We start from the raw sequence: 20,197 nt of genomic DNA, 5'->3' as shown, positions 1-20,197 counted from the left end.
ATTCACCTTATTATAGACGAAAAAAAACCCAGCTGACTAGCTGGGTTTTTTGTTAAAAAATTTACTTAAAAACGAAATATGCGTCTAAAACCAACTAATGGTAATAACAAGAACGCTAACCAAGACATACTCGCTGAACTTCTTTCATAAACTTCAGCTTCTGGCGGTGCACAATTTTCAATTGAACCATTCTCAAGTGGTGTTAATTTAACTGCAACAGCTACACTTTCAAATTCTATATTGCCATTTACATCGGTAACTATTCCGCCGAGCGTATCACGCTTTTCTACGGTTTTGGTTGCAACACCAAACACTTCGTTATTCTCATTAATAACATTCGCTTCTACGACCGTATATGGATAATCAGTCTCACCGTCTGTTTCATAACAAGGTAAAAGATCATTTAAATTGGTTATTTTGTCTTCACCAATTTTATAAATAAATGCAGCTTTGTCGCGTGAACTGTCCGATCCACCTAACTCGCTCTCACCCACAATGTAACCTTGATTATTTATATCGTTAGCAGTCGAGTTTGCAGCTAAAAAGAAGTTTGTAGGGTAAACCGTGTTGCCTGTGGCGATATCATGATAAAAGAATTTTCTTATCCGAGTGTTTTCAACTATTCGAGTTGCATAACCAGCAATGATATTATCATCATTTATTGCTGAAGAAATTCCAGTTTGACTAGAGTCATTTTCTTGCTCAATAAAGGTAACAACCTCTCCATCTTTGAAGTACACAGGCATTGTAACGAATATATTATCATTATTTTTATAACGTGTATGTGAAGAGCCTACTGCAGTACCATTCGCATTTACTGCAAAAGCCGTACTGGTAAATGTGTCCTCTTCTATTTCATCTTCATCAGGAGTTAAAGCTAAACCAAGTTCTTCTACAGAAGTAATATTAAGGGAGGCGTCCAACTGCCATTTCACTGCTCGCTTGTTAAAAATCCCACCAAGAAAATTACTATTTAATAGGTTAATACAAGAAGAAACAGGTTCATCTTCGCCATCGCAGTTCTCATCAATATCTTCTAATCTATCGAAATTAATATCCGTTGATATATTACCTACAACAATATACCCATTATTAGTTTTGACAATATCATTGGCTCGGCTTGTACCGCCGTATTCATTGAACTCAGGTACAAGAGGCACTTCTGTACCATTAGCACCTATTACAATGCCTCGTTCTATAAAATCATGCGTAAACCAAATTTCAGCATCGTCTTCACCATCGGGCGTAAAAGAGACTTTATCATAAGGCGCACTGCCCCATCCGACTGAAACACCGTCTTCACTCACTGCATTGTAAACATTAAAGGTAGAGCGTGTTAAACCATCATAGTCTACTGAGGCAATATCAAAAAGAGGCTGTTCAACTACTACATTTTCACTAAATCTAATACCGGTAAACGAATTTAGTTTTTGATATTCAAAATTAGTCGATAAACCAGACAAAAACCTAACCATAAAATTGTGTGCATCAGGATTAGTGGAAGCTGCATTATTATTTTCAATATCATCAAGTGTAAAAGTTATTACCTTATCACTCAGTTCAAAAATTGAAACTTCATTATCATATGCATTTTCTATAAGGTTATCAGTGAAATCTATATAGCTAATATCAATGGGTAAATTATATAATCCATTTGTTAAACCAATTATGTGTCCACTCTCACTTGCATCAGTAACATAAGAAAACTTCGCATTATCAGGAGTCCCTAATTCACTTAATTGGTATGTTGCACTAATAGCTGATGTACTCAATGTTGCTAAGATACTGGCAGCGAGTAATTTATATTTCATTTTAGTCCTTACTACTGATTCTGTAATTCTTCAAGTTCTTCCCATCGCTCAAAAGCGGCTTCAAGGTCAGACTCAAGTTGTGCTAAATGGTTCAATGCTTTGGTTGTTATGTCACTGTCTTGTTTAAAAAAGTCAGGATCGCCTACCACGTTTTGTTGAGCTTCTACGTCAGCTTCAAGTTGCTCCATTTTATTCGGCAACTGTTCTAATTCAAGTTTTAATTTGTAAGATAGCTTATTCGTTTTAGCGGCTGGCTTTGCAACTGGGGTCGGTTGCTTTTCTACTTTTTTTACACTTAGTTTAACCGTTTGTTTTTCTTGTTCTGCTAAATAACTTACATAGGCTTCATAGTCACTATAACCACCGACTATATCTGTTACTTTGCCGCTTCCTTCAAACGCCCACACACTAGAACACGTATTATCAATAAATTCACGGTCATGGCTTACAATAATTACGGTGCCTTGATATTGATTGATAATGTCTTCTAACAGCTCAAGTGTTTCAATGTCTAAATCATTTGTTGGCTCATCCAACACCAGAATATTCGATGGTTTTAAAAAAAGCTTAGCAAGTAATAATCGATTTTTCTCGCCGCCAGATAAGGCCTTAACGGGTGTTCTCGCTCGTGCAGGTGGAAACAAAAAGTCTTGTAAATAACCTAATACATGACGAGAGCGGCCGCCCATCATCACTTCTTGTTTTCCTTCGGCAACATTGTCTTGAACCGTTGCTTCTTCGTCTAATTTTTCACGGTATTGGTCAAAGTAAGCAAACTCTAAGTTAACACCCTGCTTAGTTTCCCCGCTGTCAGGTGCTAAATCACCAAACATAAGTTTTAATAGTGTCGTTTTACCTACACCATTAGGTCCAACTAATCCAATACGATCGCCACGCATTACTAAGGTAGAAAAATCGCTTACAATCGTTTTTTCTCTAAAAGCATGAGATAAATGTTTCGCTTCAAAAACTAACTTTCCTGAGCGGTCTGCAGTCTCAATATTAAAATCTGTTTTACCAACTTGATCAACCCGTTGCTTGCGCTCATTACGTAATTGTTTTAATTCACGTACACGACCTTCATTACGAGTTCTTCGGGCTTTTACACCCTGACGGATCCACGCTTCTTCTTCAGCTAATCGTTTATCAAATAATGCGTTTTGGCTTTCCTCTACCTTTAAATCATGCGCTTTTTGTTCTAGATAAGTGGCGTAGTCACCTGGGTATGAAATAAGTTTGCCGCGATCTAAATCTAAAATACGCGTAGCAATTGCACGAATAAACGCACGATCGTGAGATATAAATACAATCCCACCTTTAAAGTCTTTTAAAAACTGCTCTAACCACATCACACTTGTCATATCTAAGTGGTTTGTTGGTTCGTCTAATAGCAACAAGTCAGGCTCACTAACTAATGCACGTGCCAGTGCAACTTTACGTAACCACCCACCTGACAGCGATTCAAGTTTTGCATCGGGTGTGAGCTCAAGTTTTGTTAAAACGAGTTGAATGCGGCTATCAAAGCGCCAGCCATCCGCAGCTTCTAATTTATTCGATAAACGCTCAAGTTTATTTAATAATTGATCAGTACATTCAGTTTGAAGCTCATTACTAACATGATGATAATCAATAAGTAAATTAGCTATATCTGGCATACCTTGCGCAACGTAATCAAATACAGTACCGCTGGCCCCTTTTGGTGGGTCTTGTTCAAGACGAGATATTTTTAAACCACCTAACTGGTTTATTTCGCCATCATCTAAAATTACTTGGCCGTCTAACACTTTTAACAGTGTCGACTTACCTGCGCCGTTTCGGCCAACAATACATACTCGCTCGCCACTTTCAATAACAGCCTCTGCGTTATTAAGTAACGCATGTGTACCAAAGGCGAGTTGGGCTTTTGAAATTCTTATTAAATCCATAATTCTACTATGCTCTTAATCTGCCAGTGCTAAAAAGATTTGCACTTGTTCTGCAGTAAAAGGCCAAAAAAGTTGTTGGCCATGTTCATTTTCTAAAACAGGAATACTTACCTGGTACTGCGCAATAAGTTGCTTGTCAGTCATTATGTCTGTTAAAAGTAAACTTTTTTCACTCGTTAATAACGGTGTTATTAACGAATGAGCTTGTTCACATAAATGGCAACCTTCCGTATGGTATAACGTCCATTTAGCCATGGGTAATTAACCAGCTGTTATGAATTTTTTTATTACGCTTAAAGTCTGGTGACAGTGTTTTGTCAGAAATATTAACGGCTTTTAAACCCAAGCCAATCAAGCCAACTTCATCCATAACGAAACCGCGTTTATTGTTAGAAAAAATCAATGTGCCAGACGGGCTAAGAATTTTTTTAACCCAAGTGAGTAACTTAATGTGATCGCTCTGAACATCAAACGCATCTTTCATTCGCTTTGAGTTCGAGAACGTAGGCGGATCAAGGAATATTAAATCATATTGCGCAGTCGCATGTTCTAACCACTTAAGACAGTCTGCTTGTTCAAAACGGTAACGCGTATTGCTGATATTATTTAAATCAAAATTATCTTGCCCCCATTTTAAATAGGTTTTGGATAAATCGACTGTGGTAATAGCCTTTGCACCACCAAGGGCTGCATGGACTGATGCACTGCCCGTGTAAGCAAATAAATTTAAAAAACGTTTGTCTTTCGCATTTTCTTGGATGTAACGGCGCACTAAACGATGATCTAAAAACAACCCGGTATCTAAGTAGTCAAATAAATTAACTTTAAACTTTGCACCAAACTCTTCAACAACCATGGTTCTATTTTGCTTAGCCATAGGTGTGTACTGCTCTTCACCTTTTTGCTTTTTACGGACTTTTACAGCTATGTTTTCAGGTGCAATATTTAATTGTTGCGCTGTTAAGCTAATTACGTCTTGAAGGCGTTTATCGGATACTTTTTCATCTATTTCTTTCGGTGCAGCATACTCAAAAATTACAGCACTGTCGTTGTAAACGTCAACTGCTACATTATATTCCGGAATATCAGCATCATAAACACGATAAGCATCTACTTTATTTTGCTTTAACCAATTTTTGAGGCCTTGTTTATTTTTTTTCAGACGATTAGCAAACGACATTGAACCTTCATAATTAAGGGCTTTTTTATCATCCGTAGTCAAACTGACTTGCTTATCATCTAGTTGATATAAATTAAGCTCAACATCTAAAGGACCATTTTTAAATTTATAACGTTTTAATTTAACCAGCTTTAAAAGTTTAAATAAACTTTCATCCATGCCCAATAACGCCAGTTTCCAATGATTAAAATGCTTTTTAAAGCCAACACCTAAGTTGCGGTGTAAATTAACTAACTCAGCCATAGAGCCAATACGTTCGCCATAGGGTAAATTTGAAATAACTACACCAGGTAATTTAGCCACTGCGGTTAACTTTGTCGCATCGCTTTGTTTAAATTTAATTATGTCATCAAGCTCTGCACGTTTTGCGTTATCAATGGCTTTACCTAGTACCTGAGCATCGTAATCGTGGCCTATTAACCATAATTTTGGATCTGTAATATTTTCGAACAACTCTTCTTTTAACGCGTTGAATTTTGCCACTCTAAAACTAGGTAAACGCTCAAAAGCAAACCCTTCACGAAATAGCCCTGGCGCCTCATTACGCGCCATACCAGCAGCTTCTATTAAAATAGTACCCGCACCACAACATGGGTCAAACAAAGGTTGTTTAACGTTATCTAGCCATCCACTGCGCTTAATAATTGCCGCAGCTAAATGCTCTTTTATTGGCGCTTTACCTTGTCCCTGTCGGTAGCCACGTTCAGATAGTCTTGGCCCTGAGTAGTCAATATATAAAGAAACACCGTGACGATTTAAACGCGCAACAACACGAACATTTGCATCCTGTTTATCAACATTAGGACGCTGCTCGTACAAGTTATTAAAATAGTCAACAATTGCGTCTTTAATGACTAAACCTGAAAACTGTGTATTTTTTAATGAATCATTAGTACCGTTAAAATCTACAGCGAATGTTTGGGTTGGGCCAAACCATTCTTGCCAAGGTTGAAAACGAGCAAATTTATACAAGCTATCTTTGTCATCAACGCCTTCTTTTTCTTCGATAAGCATAAGCACACGAGTAGCAAAACGGCTTGATAAACAAACCTTTTGCGCCAGTAATGAGTCAGCCTCAAAACGAACAGAACCAACAGTTTGCTTAGACACAGCAGCGCCAAGTTCTGTTAACTCATCAACTAATAAATTTTCGATTCCGATAGAAGTAAGTGCGATAAATTGCAAAGTAGTAACCCTTAATAGCTAATTGCGCAGGATTATACCATAGGTTGAGGGACAAACACGCCATAACGCATGCTTAATAACGTAAATTTGATTAGGCGGTTTTAAATTTAAACTGCTGGGTTAAGATGGGATGAACGCGGTTGTTTAAAATTTTTATAACTTCAAACTGAGCAAGAGATAAATTTTCGTCTAGCTGAAAGTTCTCGCTTAAGTTTAAGCAAACTGACGCATCGCTGCAATGATCGACGATTAGAAAGTCCCCAGACTGCGCCTTAGAAACTAATTTAACGACAGCTTCAACACTGGGTTGAGTGCCTGTATATTCGTTAAAAAACCAGCTTTTAGCTAACACTGGTTTTAAATGAAATTTTACAGCGGTGGCATTGAGCGCTATCTGACAAACTTGCACACTAGACCAGATTTCAAACCCATCTAAGTAATTATAAACTTGTTCGTAAAAAGCGGCATCTTCTAAACTAAAATTCGGGTTTTTGATAACTAAATCTGTTAACTGCCTTATTTTGTAAGGTGTGCAAAGTTGCATTTCGTCGTTCAAATCAAGTAATAAACGATTTTTATTAGGACAAGCAATCCACTGCCATTGCTTTGACGCTTGTAACATATGCTCCTCCTTGTGGGCTTTATTAGAGATGGTATCAGTTCAAAGTATAACCGCTTTTGACCATTTTATATATAATTGCTTAGAACATTTATCTAACGATCAAAAGCTTAGATAACTGATCCTTATAAGCCATTAACGATCGATTTTACCAATTCAGGGCCTTTATAAATAAAACCGGTATAAACCTGAACTAAACTAGCGCCCGCGTTGAGTTTCTCTTTAGCTGATTTAGCATCGTCAATTCCCCCTACGCCAATGATAGGTAATTCGCCTTTTGTTAATCGCTTTAATTCACTCACTACTTCTGTAGAACGCATTCTTACAGGGTGTCCAGATAAACCACCGGCCTCGTCTGCATACTGTTGGCCAATAACATCACCCCGTTCCAGTGTTGTATTAGTTGCAATTACCCCGTCTATTTTATTATTTAGTAGTGATTCACTCACCTGCTCTATTTGAATAGGATCAAGATCTGGCGCAATTTTAACAAGCATTGGAACCTGCTTATTATGTTTTGAAATTAAATCTAGTTGCTCATTTTTCAGGCTTTGCAATAAATCATCCAGTGCTGCACCGTATTGTAAATCTCTTAGGCCCGGTGTATTTGGTGAAGAAATATTTACGGTAATATAAGAAGCATGCTCAAAAACTTTTCTCATACAGTGTATATAATCGTCTTTACCTTGCTCATTAGGCGTATCTTTATTTTTACCAATATTAATACCTAAAATACCGTTGTATTTTGCTGCTTTTACGTTAGCAACAAGGTTGTCAACGCCTTTATTATTAAAGCCCATACGATTAATAATAGCGTTTGATTCTGGTAATCGAAATATACGAGGCTTGTCGTTACCTGCTTGCGGACGAGGTGTAACTGTGCCCACTTCAATAAAACCAAAACCCATTTGGCTAAATGCATCTATACAGTCTGCATTTTTATCTAAACCTGCAGCTAATCCAACCGGATTCTTGAATTCAAGACCTAAAAAGTTAACCGGCTTGTCTGCTACAGATTGCGACCATGCAGCGCTCAATGGTGTGTTAGCGAAACGACTTAGGTTGTTAAGAGCAAATTCATGTGCCCACTCCGCATCACGGGTAAACATAAAACGGCGAGCTAAATCGTAAAACATGAATATATTCCTCTTTAAATAACAGACAAAAAAATACCTCAGACAAGGCTGAGGTATTATATAACATTTTTAATAATTAGCTTATTACTTAGTTAATAAATAATAAGTTAACTTACTGCTTTATTTGGCTGGTGTATCGCAATTGTGACTTAATAACATTAATTCACGCAATGCCACAGAAAACTTAGCAAAGTCATGACTTTGTGATGTTTTAAATTCAGCCAGCATTTGCTTCCAACGAGTAAGTAGTAACTCTTGCTTATCCATCCACTCATCAATTTGATAATCAACGTCTTTCTCATCTGCTTCAAAGCTGTTTAATACAACCTGTGCGAGTGTACGTTGTTGCCAATCGAGCTCTTCTCGATAAGATGAACGTGCCAACGCCTGCCAATGGTTAGCTACTGGTTGGTTGGTTATTTGATCTAAGAACCAATGTAAGCCCATTCTTGCACCAAGCTTGAAGTAAGTATTCGACACCATAGCAATGCCTCTACGTGAATTATTAGCAATTTCTGCTAAGTCCATCACCGAGAACAAGCTAGATAACGACACTATACGCTTAGCAATATCTACTGGTACGCCACTGTCAGTTAACTTAGCCGCAGCTTGATCTATACGAGCACTTTCCTTTTCAACAATGTATGTGGTCAAGTTATCACTCAAATCACTAAATGTTGGTGAGAAGTACTCAATCCCTTGCTCAATTGTTTGCGATTTATTGCGATGACGCAAGAACCAGCGTGTTGCTCTGCGAACAGTTCTACGGAGTTGGTAAAGCATTTCTGTTTGTACTGCCGCAGGTATTTTATTATCTAATGCGCTAATTGATGACCAGGTATCACGCATTTCAAAAATTTCACTGGCAATTGAGTAACACATTGCAATTTCTGCTTCGCTTGCACCTGTTTCTTCGTGCATACGAACCATAAAATTTAAGCCCATGTCATTAACAATATTATTAGCAAGCTTGGTTGCTATAATTTCTTTACGAAGTGGGTGATTGTTCATTGCATCATTAAATTTCTCACGTAATGGACGTGGGAATGATTTAACCAGTAACTGACGATAATATGGATTCTCAGTAATATCATCTGTAACAAGCGAATCTTTTAACACCATTTTAGCGTAAGAAACTAACACTGAAAGCTCAGGGCGCGTTAGGTCTTTACCTGATGCAGCTCGCTCTGCTAGTTCTTCATCGCTTGGAATAAACTCTATAGCACGGTCTAATTTGCCATCTTTCTCAAGGGCATGAATAAAGCGGATTTTCTCTTTAAGCGTCGATGTACCACGAGATTGAGTAATCGAAAGCGTGTGCGTTTGACGATAGCAGTCTTTTAATACCAATTCTGATACTTCATCAGTCATAGAGTATAAAAGCTCATCACGCTGCTTAAGTGTTAAATCACCTTCAGCAACTAAACCATTTAAAAGAATTTTAATATTTACTTCATTATCTGAACAAGCAACACCGCCAACGTTATCAATAAAGTCTGTATTAACGCGTCCACCTTGTTCAGCAAACTCTATGCGTCCAAGTTGCGTAGCACCTAAGTTACCACCCTCACCAAGGACTTTAGCACCCAGTTCTTTACCGTTTATACGCAGCGCGTCGTTAGCACGGTCGCCTACGTCAGCATCTGTCTCTTTTGTGTGCTTGATATATGTACCAATACCGCCATTCCAGAGTAAATCAAACTCCATCATTAATGATGCTTTCATTAACTCGTTAGGCGTCATGCTTGCTTTTTTAGTACCCAACATTTTTTTCATTTCTGGGCTAAGGGTAATCGATTTCGCTGCACGAGAGAAAATACCACCGCCAGCAGAAATAAGATCTTTATTGTAGTCTTCCCACGAAGAGCGAGGCATATTAAATAAGCGTTCACGCTCTACATACGACTTAGCGGCGTCTGGATTAGGATCAACAAATATATGCATATGGTTAAATGCAACTTGTAAGCGAATGTGCTTAGACAGCAACATACCATTACCAAATACATCTCCAGCCATATCGCCAATAGCAACCACTGTAAAATCAGTTGTTTGACAGTCAATGTCCATCTCACGGAAATGACGTTTAACAGACTCCCACGCACCTTTTGCTGTTATACCCATTTTTTTATGGTCGTAACCTACTGACCCACCTGATGCAAAGGCATCACCAAGCCAAAAGTTGTATTCATTCGCAATACCGTTAGCAATGTCAGAAAACGTTGCCGTTCCTTTATCGGCTGCAACTACCAAGTAAGCATCATCTTCATCATGACGAACAACGTCGGTTGCAGGGACTACTTCACCACGAGCAATATTATCAGTGATGTCTAATAAACCTCTGATAAAGATTTTATAACACTCTTGGCCTTCTTTAATGAAAGCCTCACGCTCTGATGGAAGCTGTTTACAAACAAATCCGCCTTTAGAGCCAACGGGTACAATTACGGTATTTTTAACTTGTTGTGCTTTAACTAAGCCTAATACTTCAGTTCGGAAGTCTTCACGACGATCTGACCAACGTAAGCCACCACGAGCAACCTTACCAAAGCGTAAGTGAACACCTTCAACACGAGGCGAATATACAAATATTTCAAAAGCAGGTAACGGTAACGGTACGTCAGGTATTAAACGTGGTTGAATTTTAAATGACACATAAGATTTAAATTGGTTTTGAGCGTCTTTTTGATAGTAATTAGTACGAAGCGTAGCCACAATCATATCAACGTACAAACGTATGATACGGTCATCATCAAGGTTAGCTACATTTTCCAGCTCAAGATAGATTTGCGCTATTAACTTGTCCAGCGTTTTAGCACTTGCAGGGTTTTTAACAGAAAATCGTTTCGCAAATAAGTTAACAATTTGCGACGCAATATGAGGGTAGTTTGCAAACGTACTTTCAATATATGTTTGAGAGAAAGTTACACCAATTTGGCGCATATATTTAGCGTAAGCACGCAATATAGATGCTTCACGACCCGTTAAACCGCCCATTAGTACTAAACGGTTAAAACCATCATTTTCTAAACGGTTATTCCATACATTAGTTAAAGCTGCGCGAAAACGTGCAGACACCTTATCAAAATCATCCATTCCTTTGCTATCAATCAGCATAGAGAAATCCATGATCCAATTAATTCGGCCATCACTTGTTTTAACTGAATACGGTGTTTCACCAATAACACGTAAACCAAAGTTTTCTAACATTGGCATTACATCTGACAAATGAATTGGCTCGTCTTTATGGAATAAGCTCAAGCGCACAATATTGGTATTCGCCTCTTCTTGAGGGCGATAAAAAAGCATCTCAAGTTTATTTTCTTCACTCAATAGCTCTAGCTTTTCAATATCGACTACTGCCGCACTCGGTAACACTTCATCTTTGTAAGAACGCGCAAATGCACTACAGTATTTGCGATTTAAGTCATTACCACGCGCTTCGCCTGCAGACTCCAGAAGCGCTGATTGTAGTTTGTCTTCCCAAGTACGGGCTGCTTCGATTAAATTGTTTTCGATGTCTTTCACGTTATATTCGATATTGTTGTCGGTCACACGAACAGTGTAATGAGTACGTGCTAGTGTTGACTCAGAGAAATAAGTTGTAAATTCGACTTTTTCGTCGGAATTAAATGCATTGCCTAGTATATCTTGAGTTTCGCGGCGCAGAGCTGTGTTATATCGCTCACGCGGAACATAAACCATGCAAGAAAAGAATCGGCCATAGGCATCTTTACGCACAAATAAGCGACACATATCTCGCTCTTGTACTTGTAATACACCCGTTGCAACTTCAAGTAACTCATTCTCGCGTGCTTGAACTAATTCATCACGAGGGTACGTTTCGAGAATATTCAATACAGCTTTATAGGCATGCGTCCCTTTAGCAAAATCACACATGTCCATTATGCGAGTAATTTTACTTTTCAAAACAGGGACGTCGGCTGCGCTATTATTATAAAAATTAGATGAAAACAGGCCTATAAAGCGATCTTCGCCAATTACATTTCCTTCATCATCAAAACGTTTAATTCCCACGTAATCAATATAAGCTGGACGATGTACGCGAGACTGAGAATTTGTTTTAGTCAATATGAGTAGATTACTACTGCGGGCTTCTTGTCGTGCTACTTCTGGCAGCTCAGACAATAATCGAGTGTGCTCTTCTGTTGAATTTTTTAACAAGCCCAGACTTGTATCCATTTTACCTTTTAGCTGGTAGTCACCTTGTACTGGGCTTAACTCGTATTGTCGGTAACCCATAAGGGTAAAATTGTCGCTAACTAGCCAATCTAAAAACTCAACAGTTTCTGCTACTTCGCTCTTGTTTTTACCGTGGCGGCGTTTTGGTAGTTCTTTACTAACCTCAATTAACTTTTTGCGAATCGGTTGCCAATCTTCTACAGCAACTGATACATCAACCAGTACAGACTCGAGTTCTTGTTTAAAAGACTCAATAGCAGATGAATCTGTTTGACGGTCAATTTCTATAAAAAAAACTGTTTTTGTTGATGTAGATTCTTGCTCTGCTTTTAAGTTAGATAAACCAGAAATCTTCGAGCTCTCGTCGCGTTGAATTTTAAGAGGGCTATGAAGTAGTAAGTGAGAGGCGATATTTTCGCGTGTCATGGCCATCCGAACAGAATCAACCAAAAACGGCATGTCTTTAGCAATAATTTCTACGATGGTATGTGATGACTGCCAGCCATCCTTTGCCACTTCTGGATTGAAAACGCGAATAACGGCGTCGTCGGTAGTGTTTTTTTCTAGCGAATTCCAAAGGCTGAGTGCAGCGCCGTATAAGTCACTGTCGTTTCGATTTGCCAAATCCTCTTTAGACATATTGCTGTACAAGGCTTTGGCGAATTTTTCAACGAGTAACACATTATCAGCGTGAACTTTTTTCTGGATAAGCTTACAGACATTATCTAGGATAACCGAGGCTTGGCCTTCATTTCGTGTCATTGTATGTTCCTTAATCTATTACTGCTCAAGAGCAGGAATTTGTACAGCCATTTATTAGTGTGGAGTCAGATAAATTCTAACCCTTTTACAGCTAATAAACAGCTTTTTCGATGAAAACATTTCAAGCTTTTCAGCTATTTGGTCATCTATTCACAAATTATAGATATAAATGGCCAATAGTGGCCATTTAGGAGCAATATTATTCACATTATTTTTTCTGGTCGGTCCACAGAAGACTACCAATTGCAGGTAATAACAGGACTGCGCCTAACATATTTACTAAAAACATGAAGGTAAGGAGTATTCCCATATCAACTTGGAATTTCAAATCTGAAAAAATCCATGTACTTACCCCAATGGCGAGCGTGATACCGGTAAATAGTACTGCACTGCCACGTTCAATAAGTGCATTGCGATAGGCAATCGACAACGGCACATTTTGTTTAAGTTGCCCCATCATTGACGATAATATATAAATACCGTAATCCACACCAATACCCACACCCAAAGCAATAACAGGTAGTGTTGAAACTGTTAAGCCAATTTCTAGCTGCACCATTAAAGCTTGTGCAAGTGTTGATACAATATAAAGCGGTAGCACAACAGCAATGGTCGCTTTGACACTTCTAAAACTTAATAAACACAATGCAATTACAGCACCGTATACATAAAGCATCATCGGTATTTGAGCTTCTGAAACAGATTCATTCGTAGCAGCCATAACACCAACTGGGCCAGATGCTAATTTAAATGCAAGTTTATCTGTCCCTTCCTCATTTGCGAACTGTTTTACGCTAGCAATAACACGATCAATAGTTTGCGCTTTATGATCATCTAAAAAGATAATGACAGGCATAACAGAACAATCACCGTTTAGTAAACCGGTACTCGTTTCCACCCGAGAAGTAGATTGCACTAATGTAGCTGAATTACGAGGCAAACTCTGCCATTTTAAATTACCTTCGTTATAACCCGCATTAACAGACTGGGCAACTGAGCTTAAACTAACTGCAGATTGAACACCGTCAACATTTTCAACTTTATATTGAAAACGGCTAATACGTTCCATTACATCATGCTCTGTACATGCTGCTGGGTAAGCTTCAACTATTACCTTTAAAATATCTGATGAAATTGTATATTTGTCCGATATTAAAAAAGTATCCTGGTTATAACGTGCATCTTGATGAAGTGACGGCGCACCCGCATGTAAATCACCAATACGCATTTTATCCGCTTGCCAGTAACCCAGCGCAAACAAAACAAGCGTAAAGCCAATAATGAGTTTAGCTACTTTAGGATCGGTTGCTTCTACCAATAAATCCCTAATTTTATCAAGCATATTTGGTTTATTAGCATCACCTGATTGAATATGAATACTATTTTCAAACTGCATGTATGATGCCCAAACAGGCAATAAAATTAAATTTGTAAAAATTATTACTGCAACACCTAAGCTAGCAGTAATCGCAAGCTCTCGGATGATACCTATATCAATCGTCAACAGAGTTAAAAAACCAACAGTGTCTGATAGAAGCGCAATACCACCGGGAATCAAAAGCGCTCTAAAACTCGACTGGCAACAAATACGAGTACTTTTTCCCTCGCTTACTTTTTTACCAATGGCATTAATCATTTGCACACCATGGCTTACACCAATAGCAAATACTAAAAATGGGACTAATATCGACATTGGATCAAGACCAAAGCCAAGGCTTGAAAGTAAGCCCAACTGCCATGCAACTGCAATAATCGAGCATGCGATAGGTAAAATTGTGAGCTTTAAACTACCGCAAAACAACCAAACCATAATAAAAGTAAAGGCAATGGCAATGGCAAAAAATAACACAACACCTTTAGCCCCTTCTGCAATATCACCGGCCATTTTTGCAAAGCCAATAATATGAATACTCACCTTATCAGTGCTCAAAGGCTCTCTTAACTCTGTTTCGAGCTTTTCTGCAAAGGCTAAGGTATCAAGTTTTTCTTGTGTTTGTGGATCAGTTTCTAATAACTGAGCTGTTACCATTGCACACGAATAGTCGCTGGCAATCATACGACCAACAACTTTTGCTTTTTCTATATTTTCTTTTACAACGGCTAAACCACGTTCGTTTGCTTTAAAGTTTGCAGGAATAATTGGACCACCTGCAAAACCGTCTTCAACTACTTCTACAAAACGGGCACTAGGAGCAAATATAGAGTTTACAAGTGGCCTGTTAACACCCGGTATAAAGTAAAGCTGATCATGAACGGCTTTTAATTGAGTAAAAAATTCTGGATTGAATATATTACCACTGTCATCACACACAGAAATTAAAATGCTATTCGCACCACCAAACTGCTTCTCATGCTTGGTATACACTTTCATGTATTCGTGATTTAGGGGGATATTTTTATTAAATGAAGCATCAAGTTGAATATGCGTAGCTTTAAAAATAAGTAAACAAGTAATAATTGCAAAACTTATAAGCACAACCAAGCGATGTCTGAATATCGCTTTTTCTATAAAATCTAAAATAGTATGCATTAAGGGGTCAACTCCTTCACTTTAATGCCATCTTCAGTAGCCATAACCAATTTATTATTTTTAATTACACCATCAAGTATCGCTTTACCGTCGGCAAGTTGCTCATGAGTTAATAACCCATCTTGTAAGTGAAAAATCACCCCACTGTTTGCTAACATTAACCACTGCTCGTCATTGTAATTAATAATGCTATTTATAGTAGCGGCTTTAGTGCTATCAAGGTGAAGCCATTCTTTTTCATCGCGCTGCTTGCTGTATACATTACCTCTAAGCCCAGCAACCACCTCTTGGTTATTATCTGAATTAAATGCGAAGAAAGAGCCTGGGTATATTTCTTCAAGACGCTGCCACGTGTTGCCGTTATCCGTGCTTCGAGCTAATAAACCCATCTCACCAACAAGCATTAAGCCATCTTCGGTTTTTTCAATTCGATTAAAATGTGGCAAAATTGATGCTGTTTCTGCTTCGTAACCCTCGGGATCATTTTCTTTTAAGTCATTTAAGTACTCTCTGTCTTCACTGAACAACAAAGAATCTAAAAATCGCTTTTCCCATTGTTTTCCACCATCGGTCGTATGGTAAAACATGCCATACGCACCCACTGCAAAACCTTCTAATTGATCTTTAAATAAAATGTCTAAACATGGCTTATCTAAAGAAGGCTTAGCCTGTTGTAATTGCCAATTATTCCCCCCATCAACGGTGTTAATAATTGTAGCATCATGCCCACATGCCCAACCGTTGTTTTCATCACTAAAATCGACAGCGGTCAACAATACTTGCGTAGGTACTAATTTTGCTTGTTGCCAAGTTTCGCCATTTACACTTTTTATTACTGTGCCATGCTTACCTACAGCAACTAATTCATTACCTGTATTGATAATATCTGTTAATAGTGTTTTTTGTGCATTAGGCGCACTAATTGCGTTTTTTGGTGTATCTTGAGCAAAACTTGCACTGCTTATAATCAGGCTGGCACATACCAAATACTTCATAAATTTTAATCGCCTTGAACTGAAAGGAGTGTTTGTCTTTGTAAACGAGGAAAGTTTTTTGCGTTGAAAGACAAACGCGATGAGAAAGGAAAAAGGCACCTAACTTGCGACTAGGTGCCTATTTTTAACTTATCTACCTGCGCGGCGTAATGCGCTAGATGTAAACTCGTTATCATTAAATGATTTTGAGAAATCGTACATTTTTTCTTGGTTATCTAAACCAATAGCTAAGTAACGACGTGAATTCAAATCATGATAAACCTCTAAAGTACTCCACTGGGTAGGTACTTCATAGTAGTTAAGACCATAGGCCATTGCTACACGGTAAAGTTGGTCACGGTTATCATAAATATCAGTTACCGTTACCTGCCAGCTATCTTCATCTATATAAAACACACGTTTTTTATAAATGTGACGAGTATCATCTTTAAGGTTAGCCTCTACTACCCAAACACGGTGTTTTTCATAACGTGTGTGCTCAGGATTTATATGACCTGGTTTTAAAATATCATCGTACTCAAGCTTGTCACTGTGAAGTTTGTAGCTATTATATGGAACATAAAGTTCTTGCTTACCTTTGAGTGTCCAATTATAGCGATTTGGCGAGCCATTAAACATGTCAAAGTCATCAGTAGTACGTAAGCTATCTGCTGCTGTACCCGGTGCATCATAGGCGACATTTGGTGCACGACGAACACGGCGTTGGCCAGAGTTATATGTCCATGCTTGGCGAGGCGTTAATATTTGGTCCATTGTTTCATGTACCAATAAGGCTGTACCTGCAAGACGAGCTGGCTGAGTAACGCTTTGTTTAAATTTAAATAAAATGTTTGAGTCTTGAAGCTCAGCAGGTGTAGCACTTGGATCAGAGTATTTAACAAGTAGTTGTTCATCAAAACCAACATAGTTGTAAGAACCTGATGCTGTAGGTGCTGCTTGACCACCAAAACGCTCAATTGACTCACCTCTAAAGCGAAGTAAATGGTTCCAAATTGCTTCTAAACCTGTTTTAGGAATTGGAAATGGAATGCCAATAGCTGTGTTCTTAATCCCATTACCGCCTTCAATCAATTCAGCAGTAGGTGCAAACTCTTTAGTTGCATCATAAACAAATTGAGGGTAAGACGCTGATCGGCGTGTTTCATACACTGGCATTTTAAACGTGTCAGGGTAAGCCTCAAATAAAGCAATCTGACCCGGGCTCAGGTTTGCCTTGTATTTATCGATGTTTGTTTTGTCAATTGTAAAAAGTACTTTGTCACTTGAGAAAGGGTCAAGGTGATGCATACCCGCTTCGTAACCTGCTGGAGCAGCAGTAATGCCGTTATTCCACGCAGGAATAGAGCCGTCAGCGTTACCCGCTTTCTCAGCGCCCATAGGAGTTAGGTCTTGACCTAAACGTGCAACTTCTTCAGCTGATAGTTTTGCTAAAGCAGCATTACTTGCAAACAAGCTAGCAAAAGCTGCTGCAATGAGGGTAGGTTTTTTAAGCATAATAATGTTACCCCTAAATAGAATATTTTAAGTTAAAAGAAACGTAATCGCGGTCTGAGAAGGTATTTACACCACCACCGCCCCAAAATGAGTTGTAGCTTACATCAAGTGACCACGCATTTTGGTAGTTAAAGTTCATAGTAGCACCTAGTGACTTACGATCTTCAATGAACAAGAACATAGGATCAGGTGTATTACCATTTACGTCATGTGAAAATACAAAACGAGGTGAAAAGTTGATACCGTTGTAAAGGTTGAAATAGTCACCCTTCGCAATTAGTCGATAACCCCAAGATGAGCCAGTGGCAAACGACTTTTCTTCAGGACCATTTGAAAGACCTAAATGCAGCGTTGAGTAATCTGTTGTACCTGGGCCAGTGATAACACCACTTCGACCAGTACCTGACACATTTAAACGCATTTCATCGTAATCTGGCATATCGTGAATTTTAACGGCGCCAACTTCGCCTACCACAGCCCAACTGTCAGCTCCTAATGACGGGCCAAATAAATGCGTTGCAGTAAACTGAATTTGTGAGGTATCACGTTCAATATAACCTTTTGCAACTTCACCTGGACCTACAGAACTGATTGCATCACCAATACTCATTTGCGAAATACCGGCAAAATCAGGACGAATACCAGCAACGGCTAGCTGTTCAGGCATTGCTGTGTAAAGTAATTCTACATCATCAATTTGCAGAGGCTCGTCTTGTCTAAAAGCAAATTCACCTGCAAACGCAGTCTCGCCAATAGTCGTATTAAAGCTCACACCATAAAGTTTAATATCTTCAGGGTATTCATTCTCAGCTTTAGAAAATGCAACTAAGTCAGCAACATTATCATCAGTAATTTCTGTTGTAGAAATCATTGCTAAATCTTGTGCAATGGCAGCTTGAGAAAAATTAGATACACGCCCTGAAATAAGAGGACGACGGCTGTGGTAATTTACGTGGTAAAGCGCAATTTCAGTGTCATTCCACTCGGGTAAAAATATGCCTAATCGTAAACCATATTGACCACCATCATCTGGTTCAGTTTTACCGTTACTACCTTTACCTTTAAGTGCAACCTTGGTTGGGTGCGCTAGGTACATATTAGCTAGTAAAGCTTGGCCTTCTGCACTTGTAGGATCAATACCCTGAGCCGCAGCTACTTGAGCATAGGTTGCAGTTAAGTTATTTAAACTTTCAGTTAAAAATGCAACATCTATATCAGGGTTAGACGTAAAGCCTAGCTGAACGTTTTGTTGGTAACCATTTTCTGCTGCAAAGTCATTGGTAGAAAAATAAGTACCTGCAGCTGGCAAGCGAGTCTCATGCCATTGGTACTGATAAAAACCTTCTAGGGTGATGTTATCAGTAATACCCAATGATGCCCAAAGCATACCAACAGGAATAAATGCTTCTTTAAGCTCTGCGCCTGGCGCTTTCAATCTATCGATATCTACAGGGTTCACATTTATACCATGAGATATAAGTGTACTTTCACCCCAGTTAACTACTTGTTGGCCAAGTCGGACTGATAATGGGTTTTTGCCTTCGTTTAAATCAAAGTCAGCCCAAACAAACGCGTCTAATAAGCGAATATCTGCACAACTTTGCTTTTTAGTGTCTTTATCATCACAAGGATCAACGCTTTGGCCTGATGTAGGATTTGCGTAGGCAAAGTCACCATCCATTAGGGCAAAATCATAAAAATACATAAACCGAGTGAATAGACCGTAGTTGTCTTTGTTTATTGAAAGATCATGTGTACCTTTCAATAATTTTGAAAACGAATCACCGCTGTCAAAATTAAGGTCACCAGCATCACCATTATTAGAGTAAGAGCCAGGCTGAGCCCAAACATCTTGCGAAGAATAAATAGTATTTACAGCAGGATTGTAACCTGTCCAATTAAATGCGGGGTTGTTGCTTTTACCTATTAAACCAAAGTCTCTGTCTTCTACACGAATACTCTGGCCGTACGAAAATGTAGAATCGAAGGTTATGTCAAAACCTCCGGCGTCAAATGTTACAGCCTGTGAACTTGCTGTAGTTAAAGCTAAACTAGCGGCTGCTAAACCTATAGCGATTTTGTTTTTAACAAAAAGCGATCTTCTTATCATTGTGGTTCCCCCCTGTCGCGGGTCATATTGTGTGATCAAGTTATTGTTTTTAGTGTAATCGTAACGATAGAAGCGAATTGTATAAATTACAAATAGTCGCATTCAATCTGTCATATATATAGTGTGTCAGCTGACGTTTACGTATTGGTAAGACGTCATACCAGATAATTTATACACGTTATTTAACAATAGAACAAATTGAAATTAACAAAAAGACAATATTTTTATGGTTTTATAACATAAAAATAGC

The 20,197-nt window shown here is 38.5% G+C and carries 11 protein-coding genes; all 11 read right to left on the bottom strand.

Annotated elements, in window-relative coordinates; translation table 11 throughout:
• Positions 1-65: 65 nt before the first annotated feature.
• The 11 genes from CWB62_RS10075 to CWB62_RS10025 all read right to left on the bottom strand — a co-directional run bounded on the left by CWB62_RS10075 (position 66) and on the right by CWB62_RS10025 (position 19,947).
• Positions 66-1,811 carry a DUF3466 family protein gene (locus tag CWB62_RS10075; protein WP_138529198.1) on the bottom strand — a complete coding sequence of 582 codons (1,746 nt, stop codon included), beginning with the start codon at positions 1,809-1,811 and terminating at the stop codon, positions 66-68.
• An 11-nt stretch (positions 1,812-1,822) separates the two neighbouring features.
• A complete protein-coding gene (uup, locus tag CWB62_RS10070; protein ID WP_138529200.1) occupies positions 1,823-3,736 on the bottom strand; it encodes an ATP-binding cassette ATPase Uup in 1,914 nt (637 codons plus the stop codon).
• Between the two features lie 15 nt (positions 3,737-3,751).
• Positions 3,752-3,991, bottom strand: a complete 240-nt coding sequence (locus CWB62_RS10065) for a glutaredoxin family protein (RefSeq protein WP_138529202.1) — start codon at positions 3,989-3,991, stop codon at positions 3,752-3,754.
• Positions 3,984-6,101, bottom strand: a complete 2,118-nt coding sequence (rlmKL, locus tag CWB62_RS10060) for a bifunctional 23S rRNA (guanine(2069)-N(7))-methyltransferase RlmK/23S rRNA (guanine(2445)-N(2))-methyltransferase RlmL (protein WP_138529204.1) — start codon at positions 6,099-6,101, stop codon at positions 3,984-3,986. The genes CWB62_RS10065 and rlmKL overlap by 8 nt, the downstream gene beginning before the upstream one ends.
• Before the next feature lie 91 nt (positions 6,102-6,192).
• Positions 6,193-6,723, bottom strand: a complete 531-nt coding sequence (locus tag CWB62_RS10055) for a cell division protein ZapC (protein WP_058405550.1) — start codon at positions 6,721-6,723, stop codon at positions 6,193-6,195.
• 122 nt (positions 6,724-6,845) lie between these two features.
• On the bottom strand, positions 6,846-7,856 hold the full coding sequence (gene pyrD, locus CWB62_RS10050) for a quinone-dependent dihydroorotate dehydrogenase (RefSeq protein ID WP_058405549.1): 1,011 nt from the start codon (positions 7,854-7,856) through the stop codon (positions 6,846-6,848).
• A gap of 120 nt (positions 7,857-7,976) precedes the next feature.
• Positions 7,977-12,818, bottom strand: a complete 4,842-nt coding sequence (locus tag CWB62_RS10045) for an NAD-glutamate dehydrogenase (RefSeq protein ID WP_058405548.1) — start codon at positions 12,816-12,818, stop codon at positions 7,977-7,979.
• Positions 12,819-13,026: 208 nt separating this feature from the next.
• Complete coding sequence (locus CWB62_RS10040; protein ID WP_138529206.1) at positions 13,027-15,348, bottom strand: efflux RND transporter permease subunit; 2,322 nt, start codon at positions 15,346-15,348, stop codon at positions 13,027-13,029.
• Complete coding sequence (locus CWB62_RS10035; RefSeq protein WP_138529208.1) at positions 15,348-16,343, bottom strand: WD40/YVTN/BNR-like repeat-containing protein; 996 nt, start codon at positions 16,341-16,343, stop codon at positions 15,348-15,350. Before CWB62_RS10035 ends, CWB62_RS10040 begins: the two co-directional genes overlap by 1 nt.
• A gap of 129 nt (positions 16,344-16,472) precedes the next feature.
• Entirely contained in the window at positions 16,473-17,837 is a 1,365-nt protein-coding gene (locus CWB62_RS10030) for a DUF1329 domain-containing protein (protein ID WP_058405545.1), read from the bottom strand.
• A 13-nt stretch (positions 17,838-17,850) separates the two neighbouring features.
• Positions 17,851-19,947, bottom strand: a complete 2,097-nt coding sequence (locus CWB62_RS10025; protein WP_138529210.1) for a DUF1302 domain-containing protein — start codon at positions 19,945-19,947, stop codon at positions 17,851-17,853.
• Between the last annotated feature and the right edge of the window lie 250 nt (positions 19,948-20,197).

This window comes from Pseudoalteromonas sp. S408 (assembly GCF_005886645.1).
Taxonomy (GTDB): domain Bacteria; phylum Pseudomonadota; class Gammaproteobacteria; order Enterobacterales; family Alteromonadaceae; genus Pseudoalteromonas.
Note: the sequence above shows the minus strand (reverse complement) of the source record. Positions and strands in the feature narration are given on the sequence as shown.